Annotated in this window: 17 protein-coding genes and 1 tRNA gene; 9 read left to right on the top strand and 9 right to left on the bottom strand. The window is 60.1% G+C overall.

The annotated features are described in order from the left end of the window. Positions 1-2: 2 nt before the first annotated feature. The 5 genes from HU727_RS04290 to HU727_RS04270 are packed head-to-tail and all read right to left on the bottom strand — an operon-like array spanning position 3 to position 5220. Complete coding sequence (locus tag HU727_RS04290; RefSeq protein ID WP_186528424.1) at positions 3-707, bottom strand: energy transducer TonB; 705 nt, start codon at positions 705-707, stop codon at positions 3-5. Positions 708-710: 3 nt separating this feature from the next. Then, positions 711-1136 carry an ExbD/TolR family protein gene (locus HU727_RS04285; RefSeq protein WP_007915482.1) on the bottom strand — a complete coding sequence of 142 codons (426 nt, stop codon included), beginning with the start codon at positions 1134-1136 and terminating at the stop codon, positions 711-713. An 11-nt stretch (positions 1137-1147) separates the two neighbouring features. Beyond that, positions 1148-2944, bottom strand: coding sequence for a DUF2341 domain-containing protein (locus tag HU727_RS04280; protein WP_186528423.1), 1797 nt, complete (start codon positions 2942-2944; stop codon positions 1148-1150). 12 nt (positions 2945-2956) lie between these two features. Then, positions 2957-4555, bottom strand: coding sequence for a ShlB/FhaC/HecB family hemolysin secretion/activation protein (locus tag HU727_RS04275; protein WP_186528422.1), 1599 nt, complete (start codon positions 4553-4555; stop codon positions 2957-2959). Positions 4556-4608: 53 nt separating this feature from the next. Beyond that, positions 4609-5220, bottom strand: a complete 612-nt coding sequence (locus HU727_RS04270) for a transposase (RefSeq protein ID WP_186528421.1) — start codon at positions 5218-5220, stop codon at positions 4609-4611. Between the two features lie 275 nt (positions 5221-5495). Here HU727_RS04270 and HU727_RS04265 point away from each other — a divergent pair, with 275 nt between their 5' ends. Both HU727_RS04265 and HU727_RS04260 read left to right on the top strand, forming a co-directional pair. Continuing rightward, positions 5496-7121 (top strand): NADP-dependent glyceraldehyde-3-phosphate dehydrogenase, encoded by a 1626-nt coding sequence (locus tag HU727_RS04265; protein ID WP_186528420.1) that lies wholly within the window; start codon positions 5496-5498, stop codon positions 7119-7121. A 46-nt stretch (positions 7122-7167) separates the two neighbouring features. Beyond that, positions 7168-8208: an FUSC family protein gene (locus HU727_RS04260; protein WP_186529258.1), complete on the top strand. Its 1041-nt coding sequence runs from the start codon at positions 7168-7170 to the stop codon at positions 8206-8208. A 3-nt stretch (positions 8209-8211) separates the two neighbouring features. On the opposite strand, the gene HU727_RS04255 is transcribed toward HU727_RS04260, so the two are convergent. Then, a complete protein-coding gene (locus HU727_RS04255; RefSeq protein ID WP_186528419.1) occupies positions 8212-9105 on the bottom strand; it encodes a DMT family transporter in 894 nt (297 codons plus the stop codon). 148 nt (positions 9106-9253) lie between these two features. Between HU727_RS04255 and HU727_RS04250 the strand changes: the two genes are divergently transcribed. Continuing rightward, on the top strand, positions 9254-9691 hold the full coding sequence (locus HU727_RS04250) for an Lrp/AsnC family transcriptional regulator (RefSeq protein WP_186528418.1): 438 nt from the start codon (positions 9254-9256) through the stop codon (positions 9689-9691). A gap of 58 nt (positions 9692-9749) precedes the next feature. Then, positions 9750-10079: a YceK/YidQ family lipoprotein gene (locus HU727_RS04245; protein ID WP_186528417.1), complete on the top strand. Its 330-nt coding sequence runs from the start codon at positions 9750-9752 to the stop codon at positions 10077-10079. 65 nt (positions 10080-10144) lie between these two features. On the opposite strand, the gene HU727_RS04240 is transcribed toward HU727_RS04245, so the two are convergent. Further along, positions 10145-10816, bottom strand: coding sequence for a Bax inhibitor-1/YccA family protein (locus tag HU727_RS04240; RefSeq protein WP_186528416.1), 672 nt, complete (start codon positions 10814-10816; stop codon positions 10145-10147). Between the two features lie 123 nt (positions 10817-10939). Between HU727_RS04240 and HU727_RS04235 the strand changes: the two genes are divergently transcribed. Further along, a tRNA-Ser gene (locus HU727_RS04235) sits at positions 10940-11027 on the top strand. Positions 11028-11285: 258 nt separating this feature from the next. On the opposite strand, the gene HU727_RS04230 is transcribed toward HU727_RS04235, so the two are convergent. Further along, positions 11286-12293, bottom strand: a complete 1008-nt coding sequence (locus tag HU727_RS04230; RefSeq protein ID WP_186528415.1) for an AraC family transcriptional regulator — start codon at positions 12291-12293, stop codon at positions 11286-11288. A 150-nt stretch (positions 12294-12443) separates the two neighbouring features. On the opposite strand from HU727_RS04230, the gene HU727_RS04225 reads away from it, so the two are divergent. Beyond that, a complete protein-coding gene (locus tag HU727_RS04225) occupies positions 12444-13118 on the top strand; it encodes a glutathione S-transferase family protein (RefSeq protein ID WP_202883527.1) in 675 nt (224 codons plus the stop codon). 22 nt (positions 13119-13140) lie between these two features. On the opposite strand, the gene HU727_RS04220 is transcribed toward HU727_RS04225, so the two are convergent. Continuing rightward, complete coding sequence (locus HU727_RS04220; RefSeq protein ID WP_186528414.1) at positions 13141-14055, bottom strand: LysR family transcriptional regulator; 915 nt, start codon at positions 14053-14055, stop codon at positions 13141-13143. 105 nt (positions 14056-14160) lie between these two features. Between HU727_RS04220 and HU727_RS04215 the strand changes: the two genes are divergently transcribed. The 3 genes from HU727_RS04215 to HU727_RS04205 are packed head-to-tail and all read left to right on the top strand — an operon-like array spanning position 14161 to position 16713. Beyond that, positions 14161-15402, top strand: a complete 1242-nt coding sequence (locus HU727_RS04215; protein WP_186528413.1) for a D-amino acid dehydrogenase — start codon at positions 14161-14163, stop codon at positions 15400-15402. Positions 15403-15429: 27 nt separating this feature from the next. Then, complete coding sequence (locus tag HU727_RS04210; RefSeq protein ID WP_186528412.1) at positions 15430-15780, top strand: RidA family protein; 351 nt, start codon at positions 15430-15432, stop codon at positions 15778-15780. 30 nt (positions 15781-15810) lie between these two features. Next, entirely contained in the window at positions 15811-16713 is a 903-nt protein-coding gene (locus HU727_RS04205) for a transporter substrate-binding domain-containing protein (protein ID WP_186528411.1), read from the top strand. Positions 16714-16719 lie beyond the last annotated feature (6 nt).

Genomic DNA, 16719 nt, shown 5'->3' with positions numbered 1-16719 from the left:
GGTTAACCCGGACGCCGCCCTTGCAGGGACAAGCGCACGGGCAAAGTGATGGAGGCCGGTGGCCGTTCGCTCAGGGCCGGCGCACTGCGCAGCGCCGCCAGCACCTGGGTGTCGACTTGCGGGTTGCCGCTGGACTTGATCAGCTCGACCCGTGTGATTTCGCCAACGCTGCTCAGCCACACATCGGCCTGCAACGTGAACGCGAGGTTGCGCAGGTCGGGGTTCTCGCGCAGCAGCTTCTGAAAGGTGAACGCCAGAAACTGGCTGTACGTGCCGTTACCCAAACGCCCGCCACCGGCACCGGCCATGCCGCCGCCCTTGCCCGCGCCGATGTTGAAGGCGTCATTGCCGGACTGCGCATCGCCGTCCATTTGCATCGGGTTGGCCAGGTCATCCGCCGGCGATGGCGGCGCCTCTTCTTCAGGCTTGACCTCTTCCGGTTCAGGCGTTGGCTCGGGCTCGACGACTTTTTCTTCCACCGGGGTTTCCGGCTCCGGGGGCTTTTCCGGCGGCGGAGGTGGTGGTGGCGGCAACGGAATGATCGTCGGCACCTTCGGCGCTTCGCGGCGCACGCCGCTCATGTCGTTGGCCCACTGCCACAGGAACCACGCGGCGAACGCGCCGATCAGCAAACCGGCGCCCCACTTGGCAAAGCGCAGCGGCGACTTTTTCACTGGCGGCGGCTCGATCGGGAGTTGTGCGGTCATGACTCAGCCCTGACTCGGTTTGCCGGTCACCAGACCGACCTGGGACAGTTCGAGCCGGCGCAACAGATCCAGCACTTCGATGACTTTCTGGTACTGCACGGTTGCATCGCCACGCACGATCACCGGGAAATCCGGGCTCTGCGCCTTCTCGATGCGCAGGCGCTCTTCCAGCTCGGCAAGCGTCACCGGGTAGGCATCGAGAAACACCTGGCCGCCGTCGTTGACCGAGATCGCCTTGGTTTTCGCTTCCGACAGCGACACCGACGCACTCGCCTTGGGCAGGTTGATCTGGATGCCGGAGACCTGCGCGGTGGCGGTGAGGATGAACATCACCAGCACCACCATCAGCACATCCACCAGCGGGGTAATGTTGATGCTGTCCACCGCTGCATCTTCGTCATCGTCGTGGGAGGCATTTACAGACGCCATGTCAGTGCTCCTCAGGCCGGTACGGTGTGGTTGTGATGACCGCGCTGGTGCGCCGCTTCACTGAACTGACTCTCGCCGTGCATCTCCGCCAGACGGGTGATGAACTCGTCGACGAACACGCGCATGTCGGCGCTGACTTCCTTGTTGCGGGTAATCAGGCGGTTGTAGCCAAACAGCGCCGGGATCGCGACGAACAGACCCATGGCAGTGGCCAGCAAGGCAGCCGCCATGCCCGGGGCGATCGCATTGATGTTGACGTCGCCGGCCATTGCCGTGCCGAGGAACACCACCATGATCCCCAGCACCGTGCCGAGCAGGCCGATGTATGGGCCACCGGCGATGGCGTTGGAAAGAGTCGAGAGTTGCGAGCTGAGCGCCTGGTTTTCGCGGGTGCGCACGCCGTCCATGGAACAGCGGATAGCTTCGATGGTTGCGGCGGAAACCGACGACGTATCGGCGCCCTGCTCGCGGCGGGTGCGGATCTCTTTGACCGCCACCAGATACAGGCGCCACAGGGACGAATGCTGCAGTCGCTGGGCGAGTTGCGCGTCGTCGGCGAACATCTCCAGACGCGTACCGACGTTGGCGAATTGCTCGCGAAACGCTTCGTTGGCCTTACTGACGCGGCCCACGGTACGGTTCTTGCGCAGCATGATCACCCACGACTGGAACATCATCAGCACCAGCACGGCGATGATCACCCAGGCGTCCACCGGCACCGCATTAAGCAGGAAGCCGAGGCTGCCGAAACCGATCCCGGACTGCTCCTCGTCAACGCCATAAGCGACCAGTTTCGATTCGGCGCCTTGTGAACTGGCGTCGGCCAACAACAGCGGCGCAGGACGCGAGACTTTCGACAGGCGCAGCTCATCGATGGCGCCCACGAACGGCTGATATTGGCCTTCCTGCGAATCGGCGCCGATGGCGGTGACCGAATTGAACGCCGGCATGGACTGCGCCAGCGACGCGCTTTCGCGACCGCTGATGTACAGGGTGACTTTGGAACCTTCGGCCGTCAGTGCAACGTGTTGCCATTGACCCGGGTTCAGCGGTTGCGTGGCGACCGCGCGTTGGCCGTCGATGTCTACAAACGGCACACCCTGATTGACGCCGATCAATAGACTTTGCGTGCCCTCGCGGCGGGCCAGAATCACCTGCTCGCCGCTGGCCTGATCCAGACGCAGCCAGGCGCTGAAAGTGAACGCGCTGCCCGCGTTGTGCTGAAGCGACGGACTGGCTGGCAGCAACAACGGCTGACCGCTGAACTGCAAGGCGCGCCCTACTACGCCGTCAATCGCCGCGCCGGTCGCGCTCTGAGCGGTGTTGCCATAGGCGGTAGTGTCTCTGGCCGGGGTGCCGGTGGCGCCCTCGAAGTGATAAAGCGCGGTGTAGTTCGGATCGAACGTCAGTTGCCCGTTGCCGGTGGCCGGGGCTTTTTCGTTGCCGTAGTACATCCAGATGTCCTGGCGCTGACCGCCCTCGACATTCGGCACATCGACCCAGACCAGCGCCATGCCCATCAGCGCATCGAAGCTTTCGATCTGGTGGTTGAGCACGGTTTTGTCATCAGCGGCGACAAAACGCAGATCGGAGCCGTCTTCTTTGACACCGTCGAAGGTGAAGTTGCCGGTGTGCAGGCGCACCAGCAGCGCGGTGCGGCCCAGGGCCTGGTTGATCGCGGCGCCTTGTGGCGTGGTGTCGACGGCGATCTGTTTGCGGTAATGCCAGTCGTCCTGCCACCAGGCCTGAGCCGTGGCCGGGAGCACGAAGCCCAGGCAGATCAACAACGAAAGGAAAAAGCGTTGCATGGACGTGCTCCGTTAAAAAGTGGCTTGTAGGTTGAAGTGCAGGCGCGATTCCTGCTTCGAGGTGTTCGGCCCTTCGAGTAGCGGGTAGCCCCAGTCGAGGCTGCCGGACAGCCATTTGCTCAGGCTGGCGCGGGTGCCGAGGCCGACGCTGGCCAGGGCGTAATTGGCGTCCTGGTCCGGAAGTTCGTCGCGCAGGTACAACTGCGCGCCTTCGGCGAAGGCGTAGAAACGCCAGTCCTGCATCCAGCTGCCGGCAAACTTGGCCAGCGACGGCGTGCGCAATTCCTGGCTCAGCAGGTAGCCGTCATCGGCGGTGCGTTCGGCCGCCAGATAGCCGCGTACCGAAGTGGCGCCACCAGCGGAAAACTGCTCGTTGGAAACCAGCGGCCCCGACGCCAGTTGGAACGCCGCTTTGCTCGCGCTCTGCCAGTCGTTGGCGAAAGTCCAGGTGAAATTGCTGTCGCCCTTGAGCACGGCGAAACTCGGCTTGGCGCGGTAGCGTTTGTAATCGAAATCTTCGTCGTCGCTGCCGTAGCCGAAGACGCTGCGCGTGGCCGCGACCAGACTCAGGCCGAGGCCGAGCTGGCTCTTGTCGGTGTAGCGATAGCCGTTGTAGGCGAAGGTGAACGGCGCGTATTGCAGCGGAACCTTGTCGCTTTCGCCGGACAGGCTCAGGCGCTCGTCGAAATCCTTGAAGTCGATGCCTGCGGAAAACGAGTTAGACCAATTGCCGCTGGACGGCAGCGTGTAGATCGCTGCCACCCCGTATGAATGACCCTTGCCGAGGACGTTGCTGCCGCCAATGGTGGCGACGTTGCTGTCGGACTGGTAACCGGAGAACTGCACGCTCCAGCGCTCGGTCAATGGCGCGGTGTAGGACCCCGACCAGACCTTGGCGTTGTCGGTTTCCTGCGGTGCGGTGAAGAACGTCAGGTTGACGCTGTGCCCCAGTTGCCAGAGGTTGTTGTAACCGAGGCTCGTCACGGTGCGCAGCTTTTCGGTGTCGGCGCTGTAATCGTTGTTGAGGCCGACGCTGGCAGTCCACGGGTTCTGATCCTCGACCTGCAAATCAACGTCCATGGTGCCGGGGCGTTGCCCCTCGCGCACCAGAGGCATGACCTGGCGCCCGGGGGTTTTATTGAGTTGTGCCAGTTCGCCCTGAACCTTGGCGAAGTCGGGCACCTCGCCCTCCTTCAGCGCCGGCACGTTGTCGCGGATGTCCAGCGGCGAATAGTGTTTGGCACCGACCACGCGCACCCGGCCGACCTTGGTTTCGCTGACTTGCAGGTAGACGATGCCGTCGGCCACGGCCTGCTCGGGCAATTCGACGAACACTGACTGGTAGCCGCGTTCCTGATAAGCCTTCTGCAACGCTTCACGCGCGCCTTCGATATCGCTCAGGGCTTTTTGCGGGCCGAGGAACGGGTACACCGCTTCTTCGATCGCTCGCGCATCGAGCACCGTGTTGCCGCGCACGAAGTATTCGTTGACGTCGACCAATCGCTGCGGCGCTGCGCCTGGCGCAGCCTCCTCGGCCAACGCCGGCTGCGCGCCCGCCGTCACCAGCAGCCAGCCACACAGCGCCAGCCGTGACGTGAAAATCTTTTCCACACTACCCCCTGAATTCGCGATGACCCGTTGGCGCCTGCGCGCCTTGTGTTGCGTCAGTTGCCGGCCGTAGCGGCGCCTGCGTGTTTGCCCAGCCAGGTGTGCAAAAGCGCGAAGTTCAGAGAGAACTCGGGCATTTGCAGCAAGGCACCGCAGAACACTTCGCCGATGATTTTCTGAATGAGCAGCACTGCCCGCGGCTCGTTGAGCAGCGTGGCGATGTCGCGACTGAGGATGCTGAAACTCCAGACTTTCTGGTTCAGGCCAAGGCCGACGAACCAGCGAAACAGCAGGTTGTAGTTAAGCTGTTCATAAAGCTGCTGTTCGCTGGGCACCGAATACAGCAATTGCAGCAGCAGGATGTGCATGACCGTTTGCGCGGGAATGAGCATGCCGGGTTCGGCATTGAGGTCATGCAGCAGGTCGCGGTCGGCGTCGAGCAGATCGTCGATCTGCGGGCGCAACAACACCAGCGAATGGCCCGGCGGAATGTAGCTGGAGACCTCTTTCAACGCGCCCTGCCAGTCATCCTGCGAGACGATCCAGACCCACGGCGCGCCGTAGCGGTACACCGAAACCGGCTTCTTGCGCGCGGCCTCGACGATCTTCGACAGGCGCTGGTCAAGTTCCTGCATGCCCACTTTCGAGTAGCGTTCCATAGTCCCCATTGCCTCACTCCCGGCGTCCCGCTTCGGCTTGTGAAAAGCGCCCTGCTGGGCCCCTCAAGCGCGTTACACAGGCATGACCGGACTGGCGATGTGCTACCGAACTTTTGTCATAAAAGCTTCATTACCGAAAATGGAGAGGCTGCTCCACGACGCTGCCTTGCAGGCCTTTACGTGACATTCGCATGACATTCACGGGGTTAATCCGAGGGCATTCAGGCGTATAACCTTTACAGACATTTTCAATCGGCACGCCGACTCAGACACGGGGTAACGACATGACCACAGCAAACATCCTTGGCAACCTCTTCCCTTCATTAAGTGATATCCCCGAAAAATTCCGCCTGAACGGCCAGATCGAGCAGCGCGAATACCTCGTGAACGGTGAGCTGCGACGTTGGGACGGGCCTCTCGCCATCGTGCGCAGCCCGGTGTATTTGCACGGCGAGAATGGCAATGAACAAATCGTCCTCGGCAGCACCCCGCTGCTCGATGCCGACACCGCCCTCACCGCGCTTGATGCCGCCGTCCGCGCCTATGACCGAGGCCAGGGCCTGTGGCCGACCCTGCGCGTGGCCGAGCGCATACAGCACGTCGAAGCCTTCCTTGGCCGCATGCGCGAGCAGCGCGAAGCCGTAGTGAAACTGCTGATGTGGGAGATCGGCAAGAACCTCAAGGACTCGGAAAAAGAGTTCGATCGCACCTGCGACTACACCGTCGACACGATCAACGCCCTGAAAGAACTCGACCGTCGCTCCAGCCGCTTCGAACTCGAACAGGACACGCTCGGGCAGATTCGCCGCGTGCCATTCGGCGTGGCGCTGTGCATGGGCCCCTACAACTATCCGCTGAACGAGACCTTCACCACGTTGATTCCGGCGTTGATCATGGGTAACACGGTGGTGTTCAAACCGGCCAAGCTTGGTGTGCTGCTGATCCGCCCGTTGCTCGAAGCGTTCCGCGACAGCTTCCCCGCCGGCGTGATCAACGTGATCTACGGCAGCGGGCGGGAAACCGTCAGCGCGCTGATGGCCAGCGGCAAGATCGACATCTTCGCTTTTATCGGCACCAACAAGGCCGCCAGCGCCCTGAAGAAACTGCACCCACGGCCACACCGTTTGCGTGCAGCGCTGGGACTGGACGCGAAGAACCCAGGCATCGTGCTGCCGGAAGTCGATCTGGACAATGCGGTCAGCGAGGTGCTAACCGGCTCGCTGTCGTTCAATGGCCAGCGCTGCACCGCGCTGAAAATCCTCTTCGTGCATGAAGATGTGGTCGACAGCTTCATCGAAAAATTCAACGCCAGACTGGCCACGCTCAAACCCGGCATGCCTTGGGAGAACGGCGTTGCACTGACGCCGCTGCCGGAGTCAGGCAAGGTCGAGTATTTGCATGGGCTCGTGGAAGATGCGCAAAGCAAAGGCGCGCGAGTGGTCAACCCGAACGGCGGCGAATCCCTTGCTTCGTTCTTCTACCCGGCGGTGCTCTACCCGGTGAACCCGCAGATGCGCGTCTACCAGGAAGAACAGTTCGGCCCGGTGGTGCCGATCGTGCCGTACCGCCACCTCGACACCGTGATCGACTACGTACTGGAATCCGACTTCGGCCAGCAATTGAGCATATTCGGCACCAACCCGGTGGCCGTCGGGCGGCTGGTGGACACCTTCGCCAACCAGGTCGGGCGGATCAACCTCAATGCCCAGTGCCAGCGAGGCCCGGACACTTACCCGTTCAACGGCCGCAAGAACTCCGCCGAAGGCACGCTGTCGGTACACGATGCGTTGCGAGTGTTTTCGATCCGCACACTGGTGGCGACCAAATATCAGGACAGCAACAAGGACCTGATCAGCGAGATTATTCGCGGGCGTGATTCGAGCTTCCTGACTACCGATTACATCTTCTGACGAGGACCTTGCACTGAGTACGTTCAGCACCCACCGACTGCCGCCACTGTTGCGCCGAATCCTGCGTCCGCTGCTGGACCCGTACCGACGCTATCGACATGCGCGATTGATCCACTCGGTGCGGGTGGCACTGGGGTTGCTGGCGACGATCCTGCTGACTACCGGCATCAACCTGCCCCACGGCGAATGGGCGTCGGTGACCATGTTGGTGGTGATCGGCGGTTTGCAGCACCACGGCAATATCGGCAAGAAAGCCGCCGAGCGCGCCATAGGCACCCTGATCGGTGCCGGTGTCGGATTATTGCTGGTGGCGCAGCACGCCTGGCTCGACATGCCGTGGCTGACCTACTTTTCGATGGCCGTGGTCTGCGGATTTTTCTCCTATCACGCCATCGGCAAGGGCGGCTATACCGCCCTGCTCTCGGCAATCACCGTGTTCATTGTCGCCGGGCACGGCGATAACCCGATCACCGATGGCTTGTGGCGTGGGGTCGATATTCTGATCGGCATCGCCCTGGCCCTGGCCTTCTCGTTCGCCTTGCCGCTGTACGCTGTGTATTCGTGGCGCTACAACCTCGCCGACGCCTTGCGCGATTGCGCCACGGTGTATGGCCGGATTATCAGCGGTGAACCGGTCAGCGCTGACGAGCATGTGCGCCTGATGAGCAAGCTGGGCGCAGCCATGGTGCAATTGCGCTCGCTCATGCCATCGGTGTCAAAGGAAGTGAAGATGTCCATGACCGAGCTGGATGCGATTCAACGTAACCTGCGCATGTGCATCAGCACGCTGGAAATTCTCGGCAATATCCGACCCAATGTCAGCGACCCTCAGGCCTTGGCCCATTTTCAAACGGGGCTCAAGGCCGAGCATCGGCAGATTCGCGTACAACTGGTCGGCATGGCCCGCGCATTGAAAACCGGCGCCGCTCAACGACTGGAACGGCCCGTGGAATTACCGGATGCGAGTCCAGACGCGCCAGTTTTCAACACGCTGGACGGCTACCGCATGCTGACCCGGCAACTGGCGGCCAATATCGGCGAAATGCGCCAGCGCCTGGCCAAAGCCGCGCCACGCTGGAACATCTGACCCTTACTGCGCCACCAGCCGCCGGGCCTTCCAGCCCCAACCTTGCTGCATGCCGGCGGCGGCGAGCAGGATTGCCGCCACGCCGACCCATTGCAGCAGTTCCAGTTGGTGGCCGAAAGCGAACCAGTCTACGAAAATCGCTGCGATCGGGTAGATGAATGACAGCGCGCCGGTCAACGCGGTGGGCAACTTTTGAATGGCGCCGTACAGCAACACGTACATCAACCCCGTATGAACGATGCCCAGCGCCAACAGACTGGCCCAGGCGTTGGCGCCTTGAGGCAGCGCATCGAAGTTGGCGAACGGCGCGAGCAATAGCACCCCGGTGCAGACCTGAATCAATGCGATCAGATGCGGTGGCGTCCCGGTCAGGCGCTTGATGATCAACGCGGCAATCGCATAGAGAAACGCCGCGCCCAACGCCAGGGCGATTCCCGACAGGTAGTCGTTACCACTCGCGCCCTGTGTGCCATGGGCACTCACGATCGCCAGCATGCCCGCGAACGAAACCGCCAGCCAGAACAGCTTCTGCAAGGTGATTTTTTCGCCAAGGAACAACGCGGCCAGCCCCACCAGCATGAAGGGCTGCACGTTATAGACCGCTGTGCCGATGGCAATCGAGGCGCGTGAATAGGACGCGAACAACAGCACCCAGTTTCCGACAATCGCCATCCCGCTGAGCACGGCCAGCAGGAACGTCGTGCGGCTCAGAATTCCCGGGCGCAAAAAACCGAAGGCGGCGCAAATCAGCAGCAACGTGCCAGCGCCAAACACGCAGCGCCAGAACACCACGTCCAGCACTGGCTGCCCGGACACCAGCACGAACCAGCCGATCGTCCCCGAGATCAGCATGGCGGCGGTCATTTCCAATGAGCCGCGACGGATTGCATTGTCCATCATTTATCTCCTGAGTCTGTGGCGTGGGCATGGCAAAAGTATGCCAATCGCATGGCGAGCTACTCCAGCGCATAAAGCAGGCTAAACTCGGTTTTTGCCTTTTTTATCGGGGGTGTTTTGTACTCATCGCCTAATCGGGACTATTCAGATGACTGACGATATCGACCAAATCCTCATCAGCGCCCTGATGGAAGACTCGCGACGCTCACTCAAAGCGCTGGCGCAGATCAGCGGTTTGTCTTCGCCGAGCGTAGCCGAGCGGCTGCGGCGCCTGGAAGAACGCGGCGTGCTCAAGGGCTACACCGTGGAAATCGATCCGAAATGTTTTGGCTACCAATTGCAGGCGATCGTTCGGATACGCCCGCTGCCGGGCCAATTGCAGGAAGTGGAGCGGCAGATCATGGCGATTCCGGAGTTCACCGAATGCGACAAAGTCACGGGCGAAGACTGCTTTATCGCCCGCCTGCACGTGCGTTCGATGGAGCAGCTCGACGTTCTGCTCGACCGCTTGAATACCCTGGCCGAAACCAATACGGCGATCGTCAAAAAGACCCCGGTCAAGCGGCGATTGCCACCCATGGCCTAGGTGCCTTTTGCCCTTCTTCGGGGTAGATTGTGGTTTTTCACGGCTAAGGAATGGCGGTATGAAGATTCGGTTAATGATGCTGGCGGCCGTGTTGCTCGGCGGTTGTGGCACGATTCAGACGGTGGCGCGCAATGATCAGGCTGCCGTTGACGGACTCAAGCAACATAAAAGTTATTGCGGCGCGGTGCCGAGAATTTACAGCGGCCTCGCCTATGATTTCTGCACGCTGAATGCGCCGCTGGCCTCAGGCGTCGATCCAGATGATCACCGCAACGCGGCGATTCCGGTGGTGCTGATTGATGCCGTGGTGTCCGGCGCACTGGATACCTTGCTGCTGCCCTACACGATCTACCGCCAACAGGTGGATGGCAGCATCGTGATCAACTGAGCCAGCACTTTTTTGCAGACGATAAAAAACCCGCCGAAGCGGGTTTTTCAATGCAGCAGTTACTATCAGTCGTCGCGGCTCATGATGCCAAACAGTTGCAACAGGCTGACGAACAGGTTGTAGATCGATACATACAGGCTGACGGTCGCCATGATGTAGTTGCGCTCGCCGCCGTGGATGATCGCGCTGGTCTGGAACAGAATGCAGACCGACGAGAACAGCACGAAGCCAGCGCTGATCGCCAACTGCAGGCCGCTGATCTGGAAGAAGAAGCTCGCGACAACCGCGCCCAGCAACACGAAGAACCCGGCGGTAATGAAACCGCTGAGGAAGCTCATGTCCTTTCGCGAGATCAACACGTAAGCCGACAGACCACCGAACACCAGCGCAGTCATGGCGAACGCCGAGCTGACGACTTCAGCGCCGCCCTGCATGCCCAGGTAACGGTTGAGGATCGGGCCGAGCAGAAAACCCATGAAACCGGTCAACGCAAAGGCGGATACCAGGCCCCACGCGGAATCACGGAGTTTGTTGGTGAGGAAGAACAGCCCGTAGAAGCCGATCAGCACCACGAAAATGTTCGGGTAGCCGACACGCATCTGCTGGGCCACGAAGGCCATCACGCCGCTGAATGCGAGGGTCAGAGCCAGTAGACCATAAGTGTTGCGCAGGACGCGGCTAACCTCTAGCTGCTCAGCCTGCACGCTGTTATTAACTGCGTAATCCTGATCGCGCATGGCGACACTCCTGTTGGTTTGAAACGTTCAGTCGCAAAGATCATAACAGACGCTCTGTAACAAGCCATGCAGAGAGTTTGACAGTGTGTTTCATTCAGGTATTATGGCGCCCGCAACGCAAACGGAGGTGTGGCCGAGTGGTTTAAGGCAACGGTCTTGAAAACCGTCGACTGTAACAGGTCCATGAGTTCGAATCCCATCGCCTCCGCCATCTTTATACGACAAAGCCCTGATTATTCAGGGCTTTGTCGTTTCTGGCGTTCAGGAATTTTGCCTCTCCCTTTCTGTATCGTTTCCGCATCTTTCGCTCATTTCCGCAACCCCGTCCTTCTGACACCGTTACGCTCTCGTTAATCAGATCAGGCAAAGCAGAGCGCGGTGGTTGCATTGACTGCAGTCAGAAGGCAGCGTCCGGTAGCCGACGATCACGGTCGCTGCCGACAGGGGCTAGCAGTTTCTCCCCTAAGGCTTATGAGTTAACACGTCGCCATTCGCCAGGCGAAATCTTTTCCCATTGCCGGAAGGCCCGAAAGTAAGAATTGGCGTCCTCGTACCCGAGTAGATAGGCCACTTCTTTCAGTTCAAGACTTGTATCAGCAAGCAAGTGAAAGCCCACTTGGCGTCGTGCCTCATTGAGCAGCTCGCTGAACGTTGTGCCCTCTGCCGCCAACCGTCGTTGCAGCGTCCGTTCACTTTGCAGAAGCTTTTGAGCCAAGTGCTGCAGGGTTGGCCGTCCGTCCGCCAACGCTCGTTTCAGTAATCCGATTGCCTGCTCACGGAATCCGGCTGGCGCCCAGATCTCGTGCAAGGCGGCCGTCATGCCAGGGGTCAAGACGTGCAGCATTTCCGGGTTATGTTCAAGAAACGGCAGGCTCAAGTCGCTGGCACTCATTGTCAGTTGATCACGAACTGCGCCATAGCGAATGGGACAGCCGAAATAATGCGCATGGGTTTCCAGGTTTTGTTCCGAGCGTCGCAGGCTTACTGTCAGGGGCACCAAGTGCTTCCCCGTGCCTCGCCGACCGAGCTCCAGCACAAAAGCAAAACACGCCTCCACCGCGAGATGAGGCTGCGGGCCACTGCCAGCCGGCCAAAGAATAGTGAACGACACCTCGCCGTCACGCTCATCGACACAAATCCGGTCGGGGCTGCATAGGCGCATGAAGCGGGAATACCTTGCCACTCCTTCGTGATAATCGGCGGCATATAACGCGGCGAGAAACGCCAGTTTGTGTTTCCCGCTGGGCGTATCGCGGACCATTTTTATGGCGAAAGCCGGGTCTGCAGACAACGCCTCAATGGCCCGCCAAACAGCAAATAGTTGGTGGATCGTGACCACGGCGTCGTGCAGGTGAAGGTCGGTTGGCAATTGCGCGTGTTGTTGAACCGCCACCGGCCTGAGGCCCAGTCGCTCTATCGCTTGCCAGAATACTTTGGGTAGTTTGCACCGCTCGGAGCGGATCTCAAGTTGGGACATTTACAGGCTCCGAGCCGCACGTAAGTGGCAGCGCTTGATGCAGCGCCAATCAATGGCGCGTTTCGCAAGTGTTCTGGCGCAAACCGCCCACGAAGGAGTGCGCCTTCGCTCTTAACATGGTCGCTAATAAAGCGAGCTGAGGAGCTCACGATGGCAACAACGTTCTATACCAATCCCAATTCTCGCGGCCGCATGGTGCGCTGGATGCTAGAGGAAATCGGCTGCACGTATGACGTGGTCATGCTGGATTACCAGTCGGCCAGCGGAGCTGACCGCTGGGGCGGTGCTGCGCTGCAAGTGCCCGTCCAGACCAGCCCTGATGATCCACGCGCGATTTTTTTCCGCGACGTGAATCGGATGGGAAAAGTCCCCGCGCTGGTGCACAACGGGCAGACCATAACAGAAACTGCTGCCATCTGTGCCTATCTGGCTGACGCCTTTCCCGAAGCCGGACTGGCGCCTGCGCCAGAGGACCGGGCGGCCTATTACCGTTGGCTGTTTTTTGCAGCAGGCCCAGTTGAGCAAGCCGTAACAAACCATCGCGCGGGCTTCAACCCTGAGCCTGAACAAGAATTCTTCTTTGGCTACGGAAGCTATGAACGCACAGTGGACCAACTCGAGCGCGCGGTGCTAGCCAGCCCTTTCATTGCCGGTGAGCGCTTCACCGCTGCGGACGTGTATGTCGGCTCGCACATCGGTTGGGGACTGGCAATGAACACCCTGCCACCCAGGGCCGCTTTTCTCGCCTACGCCGAGAAACTCACCGGCCGCGACGCGTATAAACGTGCGGCAGCAAAGGATGAAGCGTTGCTCGCTGCGAGCTGATTAACAGAAGCTTTGGCTGAGGTTACGCTTTGCCCACCAGTCGATTCAGTTGCTCCTGCGCGCGCGTGCTGAAGATCGTTAGCAGATCGCTCAGGGTGTGCGGTGACGGTTCATCGGCGCGTGTTACCGCAAACAGGGTGATCGGCAACGGTGGAGCCAAAGGCCGAATCGCGGTAGCACTCGTTGAGGCACCGAGCGCAGTGAACGGATCGATTACTGTCAGTCCGGCGCCGGATTCGACCATGGCCCTCGCCAATGAATAGGTCTGCACGGCGATGCTGACCCGTGGGGACGGCTCGACAGCTTTCAGGTAGCTGTCGAGTCTGGCCGACAACGGGTCGGCGCTGGACAATCCAATCAGTGGCGCATCGGCCAAAGCCATCAGTGGCAGCGGCTTGCCTTTGTCCGCTTCAGCCCAGTAACCACTCGGCGCCAACGCTACCAACACTCCGCAGGCTAATGCCTGGGCCTTGAGCCCTGGGTGATCAGGTTGCTGCAGAGTCAGGGCGACATCGATTTCGCGCATCAGCAGGTTCTGCATCAGTTCGCGGCTGTGGGCGCTGGAGAGCTCGCAAACGATGTCCGGATAACGTCGGGTCCACTCGTTGATCGCAGGGGGCAGCAGCGACAGTGCCAGCGCCGGTGTTGCACCGATTCGCAGACTGTAGCCGGGCTCGCGCCGCAGGCTCTGGGCCAGGCGCCGCACCCCTTGCAGGCTTTCAGTAACCTTGTCGACCTCGCGTTCCAGCTCCAGCGCTTCCGGTGTGGCCTGCAATTTTCCACGCACCCGCAAAAACAGCGGGAAGCCCAGTTGTTGCTCGGCGTGCTGCAACACCTTAGTCACCGCTGGCTGCGAAACGTGCAGTAAGTGCGCGGCGCCACTGACCGAACCGGTCTGGCGAATGGCCTGGAAAATCTCGATGTGCCGAAGACGCATGGTGAGTCCATAACCTTTGTTTATGGATTGCGCATATTTACTCATTGTTCGGCGCCTGTCATCTGGCTTTAACCTCTGGCTCATCAACAACGGCTAGGGACTGACATGGCTAAGCGAGTTTGCATCATCGGCGGTGGGGTCATTGGTCTGGCAACGGCGTACGCGTTGATCCGCGATGGCAATGAGGTGACATTGGTCGAAGCTCGTGACTCGCTGGGTAGCGAAACCAGTTTTGCCAACGGCGGCCAACTGTCCTATCGCTACGTCGCACCGCTGGCCGATGCAGGCGTGCCGTTGCAAGCCATTGGCTGGATGCTGCGCGGCGACTCACCGTTGAAATTGCGCCCGCGTTTTGACCCGGCACAATGGCGCTGGATGGCATCCTTTCTTGGGGCTTGCCGGACCTCGGTAAACCGCCGGAACGCGGCCCATTTGCTGCGTCTGGCGCTGTTGAGTCAGGCCACCCTGAAAGGTTGGCGTAAAGAAGACTCGCTGGACGGTTTCAACTGGCGACGTAACGGGAAACTGGTGACCTTTCGTCAGACTGCCAACTTCGAGCACGCCTGCGCCAGCCTTGCTGATCCACAGCAACAGCAGGTGTTGTCGCAAGCTGAATGCGCAAGTCTTGAACCAGCGCTGACCGACACGCCGTTTGTGGGGGCAATTTATACTCCGGACGAAGAAGTCGGTGACTGCCACGCTTTCTGTCAGCAACTGACGACGCGGCTGCAGGCTTCTGGCCGTTGCGAGTTTCGGCTGGGACGGGCGGTGACCGGGATTCGGCATGTCGACGACGTGGTGAGTGCCATCGAGCTGGGTGATGAGGCATTGCCGGTCGAACAACTGGTGATCGCCGCCGGCCATCGTAGCCGGTTACTGGCACTGCCCGGTGTGCGCCTGCCACTGTATCCGCTCAAAGGTTATAGCCTGACGCTGCCGATTGGTGCCGAACATCGGGCACCGGACCTGAGCATCACCGACTACGACCGCAAGATTGTCTACGCGCGCATTGGCGACCAATTGCGGGTGGCGGCGATGGTCGACATCGTCGGCTTCGACCCCGCGCTGGACCCCAAGCGCCTGGCCCTGATCAAACGCCAGGCTCTGGACACCTTCCCTCACGCCGGCGCTTACGATGAGGCCATCGAGTGGGCCGGCATGCGACCTGCCACCCCCAGCGGTGTGCCTCTGTTGGGGGCCACGCCTTACCGCAATTTATGGCTCAATCTTGGTCATGGCGCGCTGGGTTTCACCCTTGCCTGTGGCAGTGCCCGGGTGCTCAGCGAGCTGATCGGCCAACGCCCTCCCTCAATCGACATGCAAGGCTTTGCACTATGTGCAGCCTAACGTCTCCCCCATCGGAATGAACATCCCATGACTATCACTCGAATCAACAGCAACAGTCGTTTGTCCGGCGCCGTGACCTTTGGTGAACTGGTGTTTCTCTCCGGTCAGGTGCCGGACGACAGCCTTGATGCCACGGGGCAAACCCACGAAGTGCTGGCGAAAATTGACGCGTTGCTGGCTGAGGCGGGCAGCGACAAGGATCATTTGGTCAACGCGACTATTTACCTAAAGGACATCGAGCAGGATTTTGCGGCGATGAATGAGGTCTGGTCAGCCTGGTTATCGCCAGGTCAGGCACCAAGCCGTACGACCTTACAGGCCGAACTTGCCCGTCCGCAGGTGTTGGTCGAAATCACCGTTATCGCTGCTCGCCGCTAAATACACATCCCCCTACAACGGAGAATAACAATGCAAAAAATAACGTTGATTGGCTGCACCCTTGGGTTGCTGCTTGGGACTCAAGTCCAGGCGACCGAGGCGCCGCTGACTGGCACCCTAAGCAAAATCGCCAACGCCAACAGCATCACGCTGGGCTATCGCGATGCGTCAGTGCCGTTCTCTTACGTGGGGGATCAGTCGGGACAGCCCATGGGTTACTCGGTGGACCTGGCGAAAAAAATCGTAGAGCGTATCAAGCAGAAGCTGGCACTGCCGCAACTCCAGGTGAAATACAACCTGGTGACCTCGCAGACTCGCATTCCGCTGGTGCAAAACGGCACCGTCGATCTTGAGTGTGGCTCTACCGGGGTGACCGCCGAGCGTCAGAAGCAGGTGGCGTTTTCCTACGGGTTTATTTATGTCAAAGGCCGACTGCTGACAGCCAAAGACAGCGGCATCAAAAGCTTTGCTGACCTGCGCGGAAAGAATGTGGTGACCACTGCCGGTACCACCAACGAGCGGTTTCTCAAAAGTTACAACTTTGACAATAAGATCGACATGTTCGTCATCAGCGCCAAGGATCACGGCGAAGCCTTCCAGATGTTGCAATCAGGTCGGGCGGTAGCGTTTTACATGGATGATGCGCTGCTCTACGGCGAGCGCGCAAAAGCCCTTGATCCGCACAAATGGGCGGTGGTGGGCGAACAACAGTCGCGGGAAATCTACAGTTGCATGGTACGTAAGGACGACCCGCAGTTCCTCGCGCTAGTGAACGGAGCCCTGGCGGACCTGTACAGCTCAGGTGAAATAAACGGCATCTACCAGCGTTGGTTCCAACAACCGATCCCGCCTAAAGGGCTGAACCTCGACTTTCCGATGACCAGCGAATTGAAAGCCATCATCGCCAATCCGGTGAGTGATCCGGTGGAGTAACTCTAA

Source organism: Pseudomonas khorasanensis (assembly GCF_014268505.2).
Lineage (GTDB): Bacteria > Pseudomonadota > Gammaproteobacteria > Pseudomonadales > Pseudomonadaceae > Aquipseudomonas > Aquipseudomonas khorasanensis.
The sequence above is the reverse complement of the archived record's forward strand: the minus strand, read 5'-3'. Positions and strand labels throughout refer to the sequence as shown.

Bases quoted from the DNA above. Each gene is read 5' to 3' on its own strand.
- HU727_RS04230 (WP_186528415.1), bottom strand. From the start codon at position 12,293: ATGTCCCAACTTGAGATCCGCTCCGAGCGGTGCAAACTACCCAAAGTA.
- HU727_RS04215 (WP_186528413.1), top strand. From the start codon at position 14,161: ATGGCTAAGCGAGTTTGCATCATCGGCGGTGGGGTCATTGGTCTGGCA.
- HU727_RS04265 (WP_186528420.1), top strand. From the start codon at position 5,496: ATGACCACAGCAAACATCCTTGGCAACCTCTTCCCTTCATTAAGTGAT.
- HU727_RS04245 (WP_186528417.1), top strand. From the start codon at position 9,750: ATGAAGATTCGGTTAATGATGCTGGCGGCCGTGTTGCTCGGCGGTTGT.
- HU727_RS04225 (WP_202883527.1), top strand. From the start codon at position 12,444: ATGGCAACAACGTTCTATACCAATCCCAATTCTCGCGGCCGCATGGTG.
- HU727_RS04250 (WP_186528418.1), top strand. From the start codon at position 9,254: ATGACTGACGATATCGACCAAATCCTCATCAGCGCCCTGATGGAAGAC.
- HU727_RS04255 (WP_186528419.1), bottom strand. From the start codon at position 9,105: ATGGACAATGCAATCCGTCGCGGCTCATTGGAAATGACCGCCGCCATG.
- HU727_RS04205 (WP_186528411.1), top strand. From the start codon at position 15,811: ATGCAAAAAATAACGTTGATTGGCTGCACCCTTGGGTTGCTGCTTGGG.
- HU727_RS04210 (WP_186528412.1), top strand. From the start codon at position 15,430: ATGACTATCACTCGAATCAACAGCAACAGTCGTTTGTCCGGCGCCGTG.
- HU727_RS04220 (WP_186528414.1), bottom strand. From the start codon at position 14,055: ATGCGTCTTCGGCACATCGAGATTTTCCAGGCCATTCGCCAGACCGGT.
- HU727_RS04270 (WP_186528421.1), bottom strand. From the start codon at position 5,220: ATGGGGACTATGGAACGCTACTCGAAAGTGGGCATGCAGGAACTTGAC.
- HU727_RS04240 (WP_186528416.1), bottom strand. From the start codon at position 10,816: ATGCGCGATCAGGATTACGCAGTTAATAACAGCGTGCAGGCTGAGCAG.
- HU727_RS04290 (WP_186528424.1), bottom strand. From the start codon at position 707: ATGACCGCACAACTCCCGATCGAGCCGCCGCCAGTGAAAAAGTCGCCG.
- HU727_RS04285 (WP_007915482.1), bottom strand. From the start codon at position 1,136: ATGGCGTCTGTAAATGCCTCCCACGACGATGACGAAGATGCAGCGGTG.
- HU727_RS04280 (WP_186528423.1), bottom strand. From the start codon at position 2,944: ATGCAACGCTTTTTCCTTTCGTTGTTGATCTGCCTGGGCTTCGTGCTC.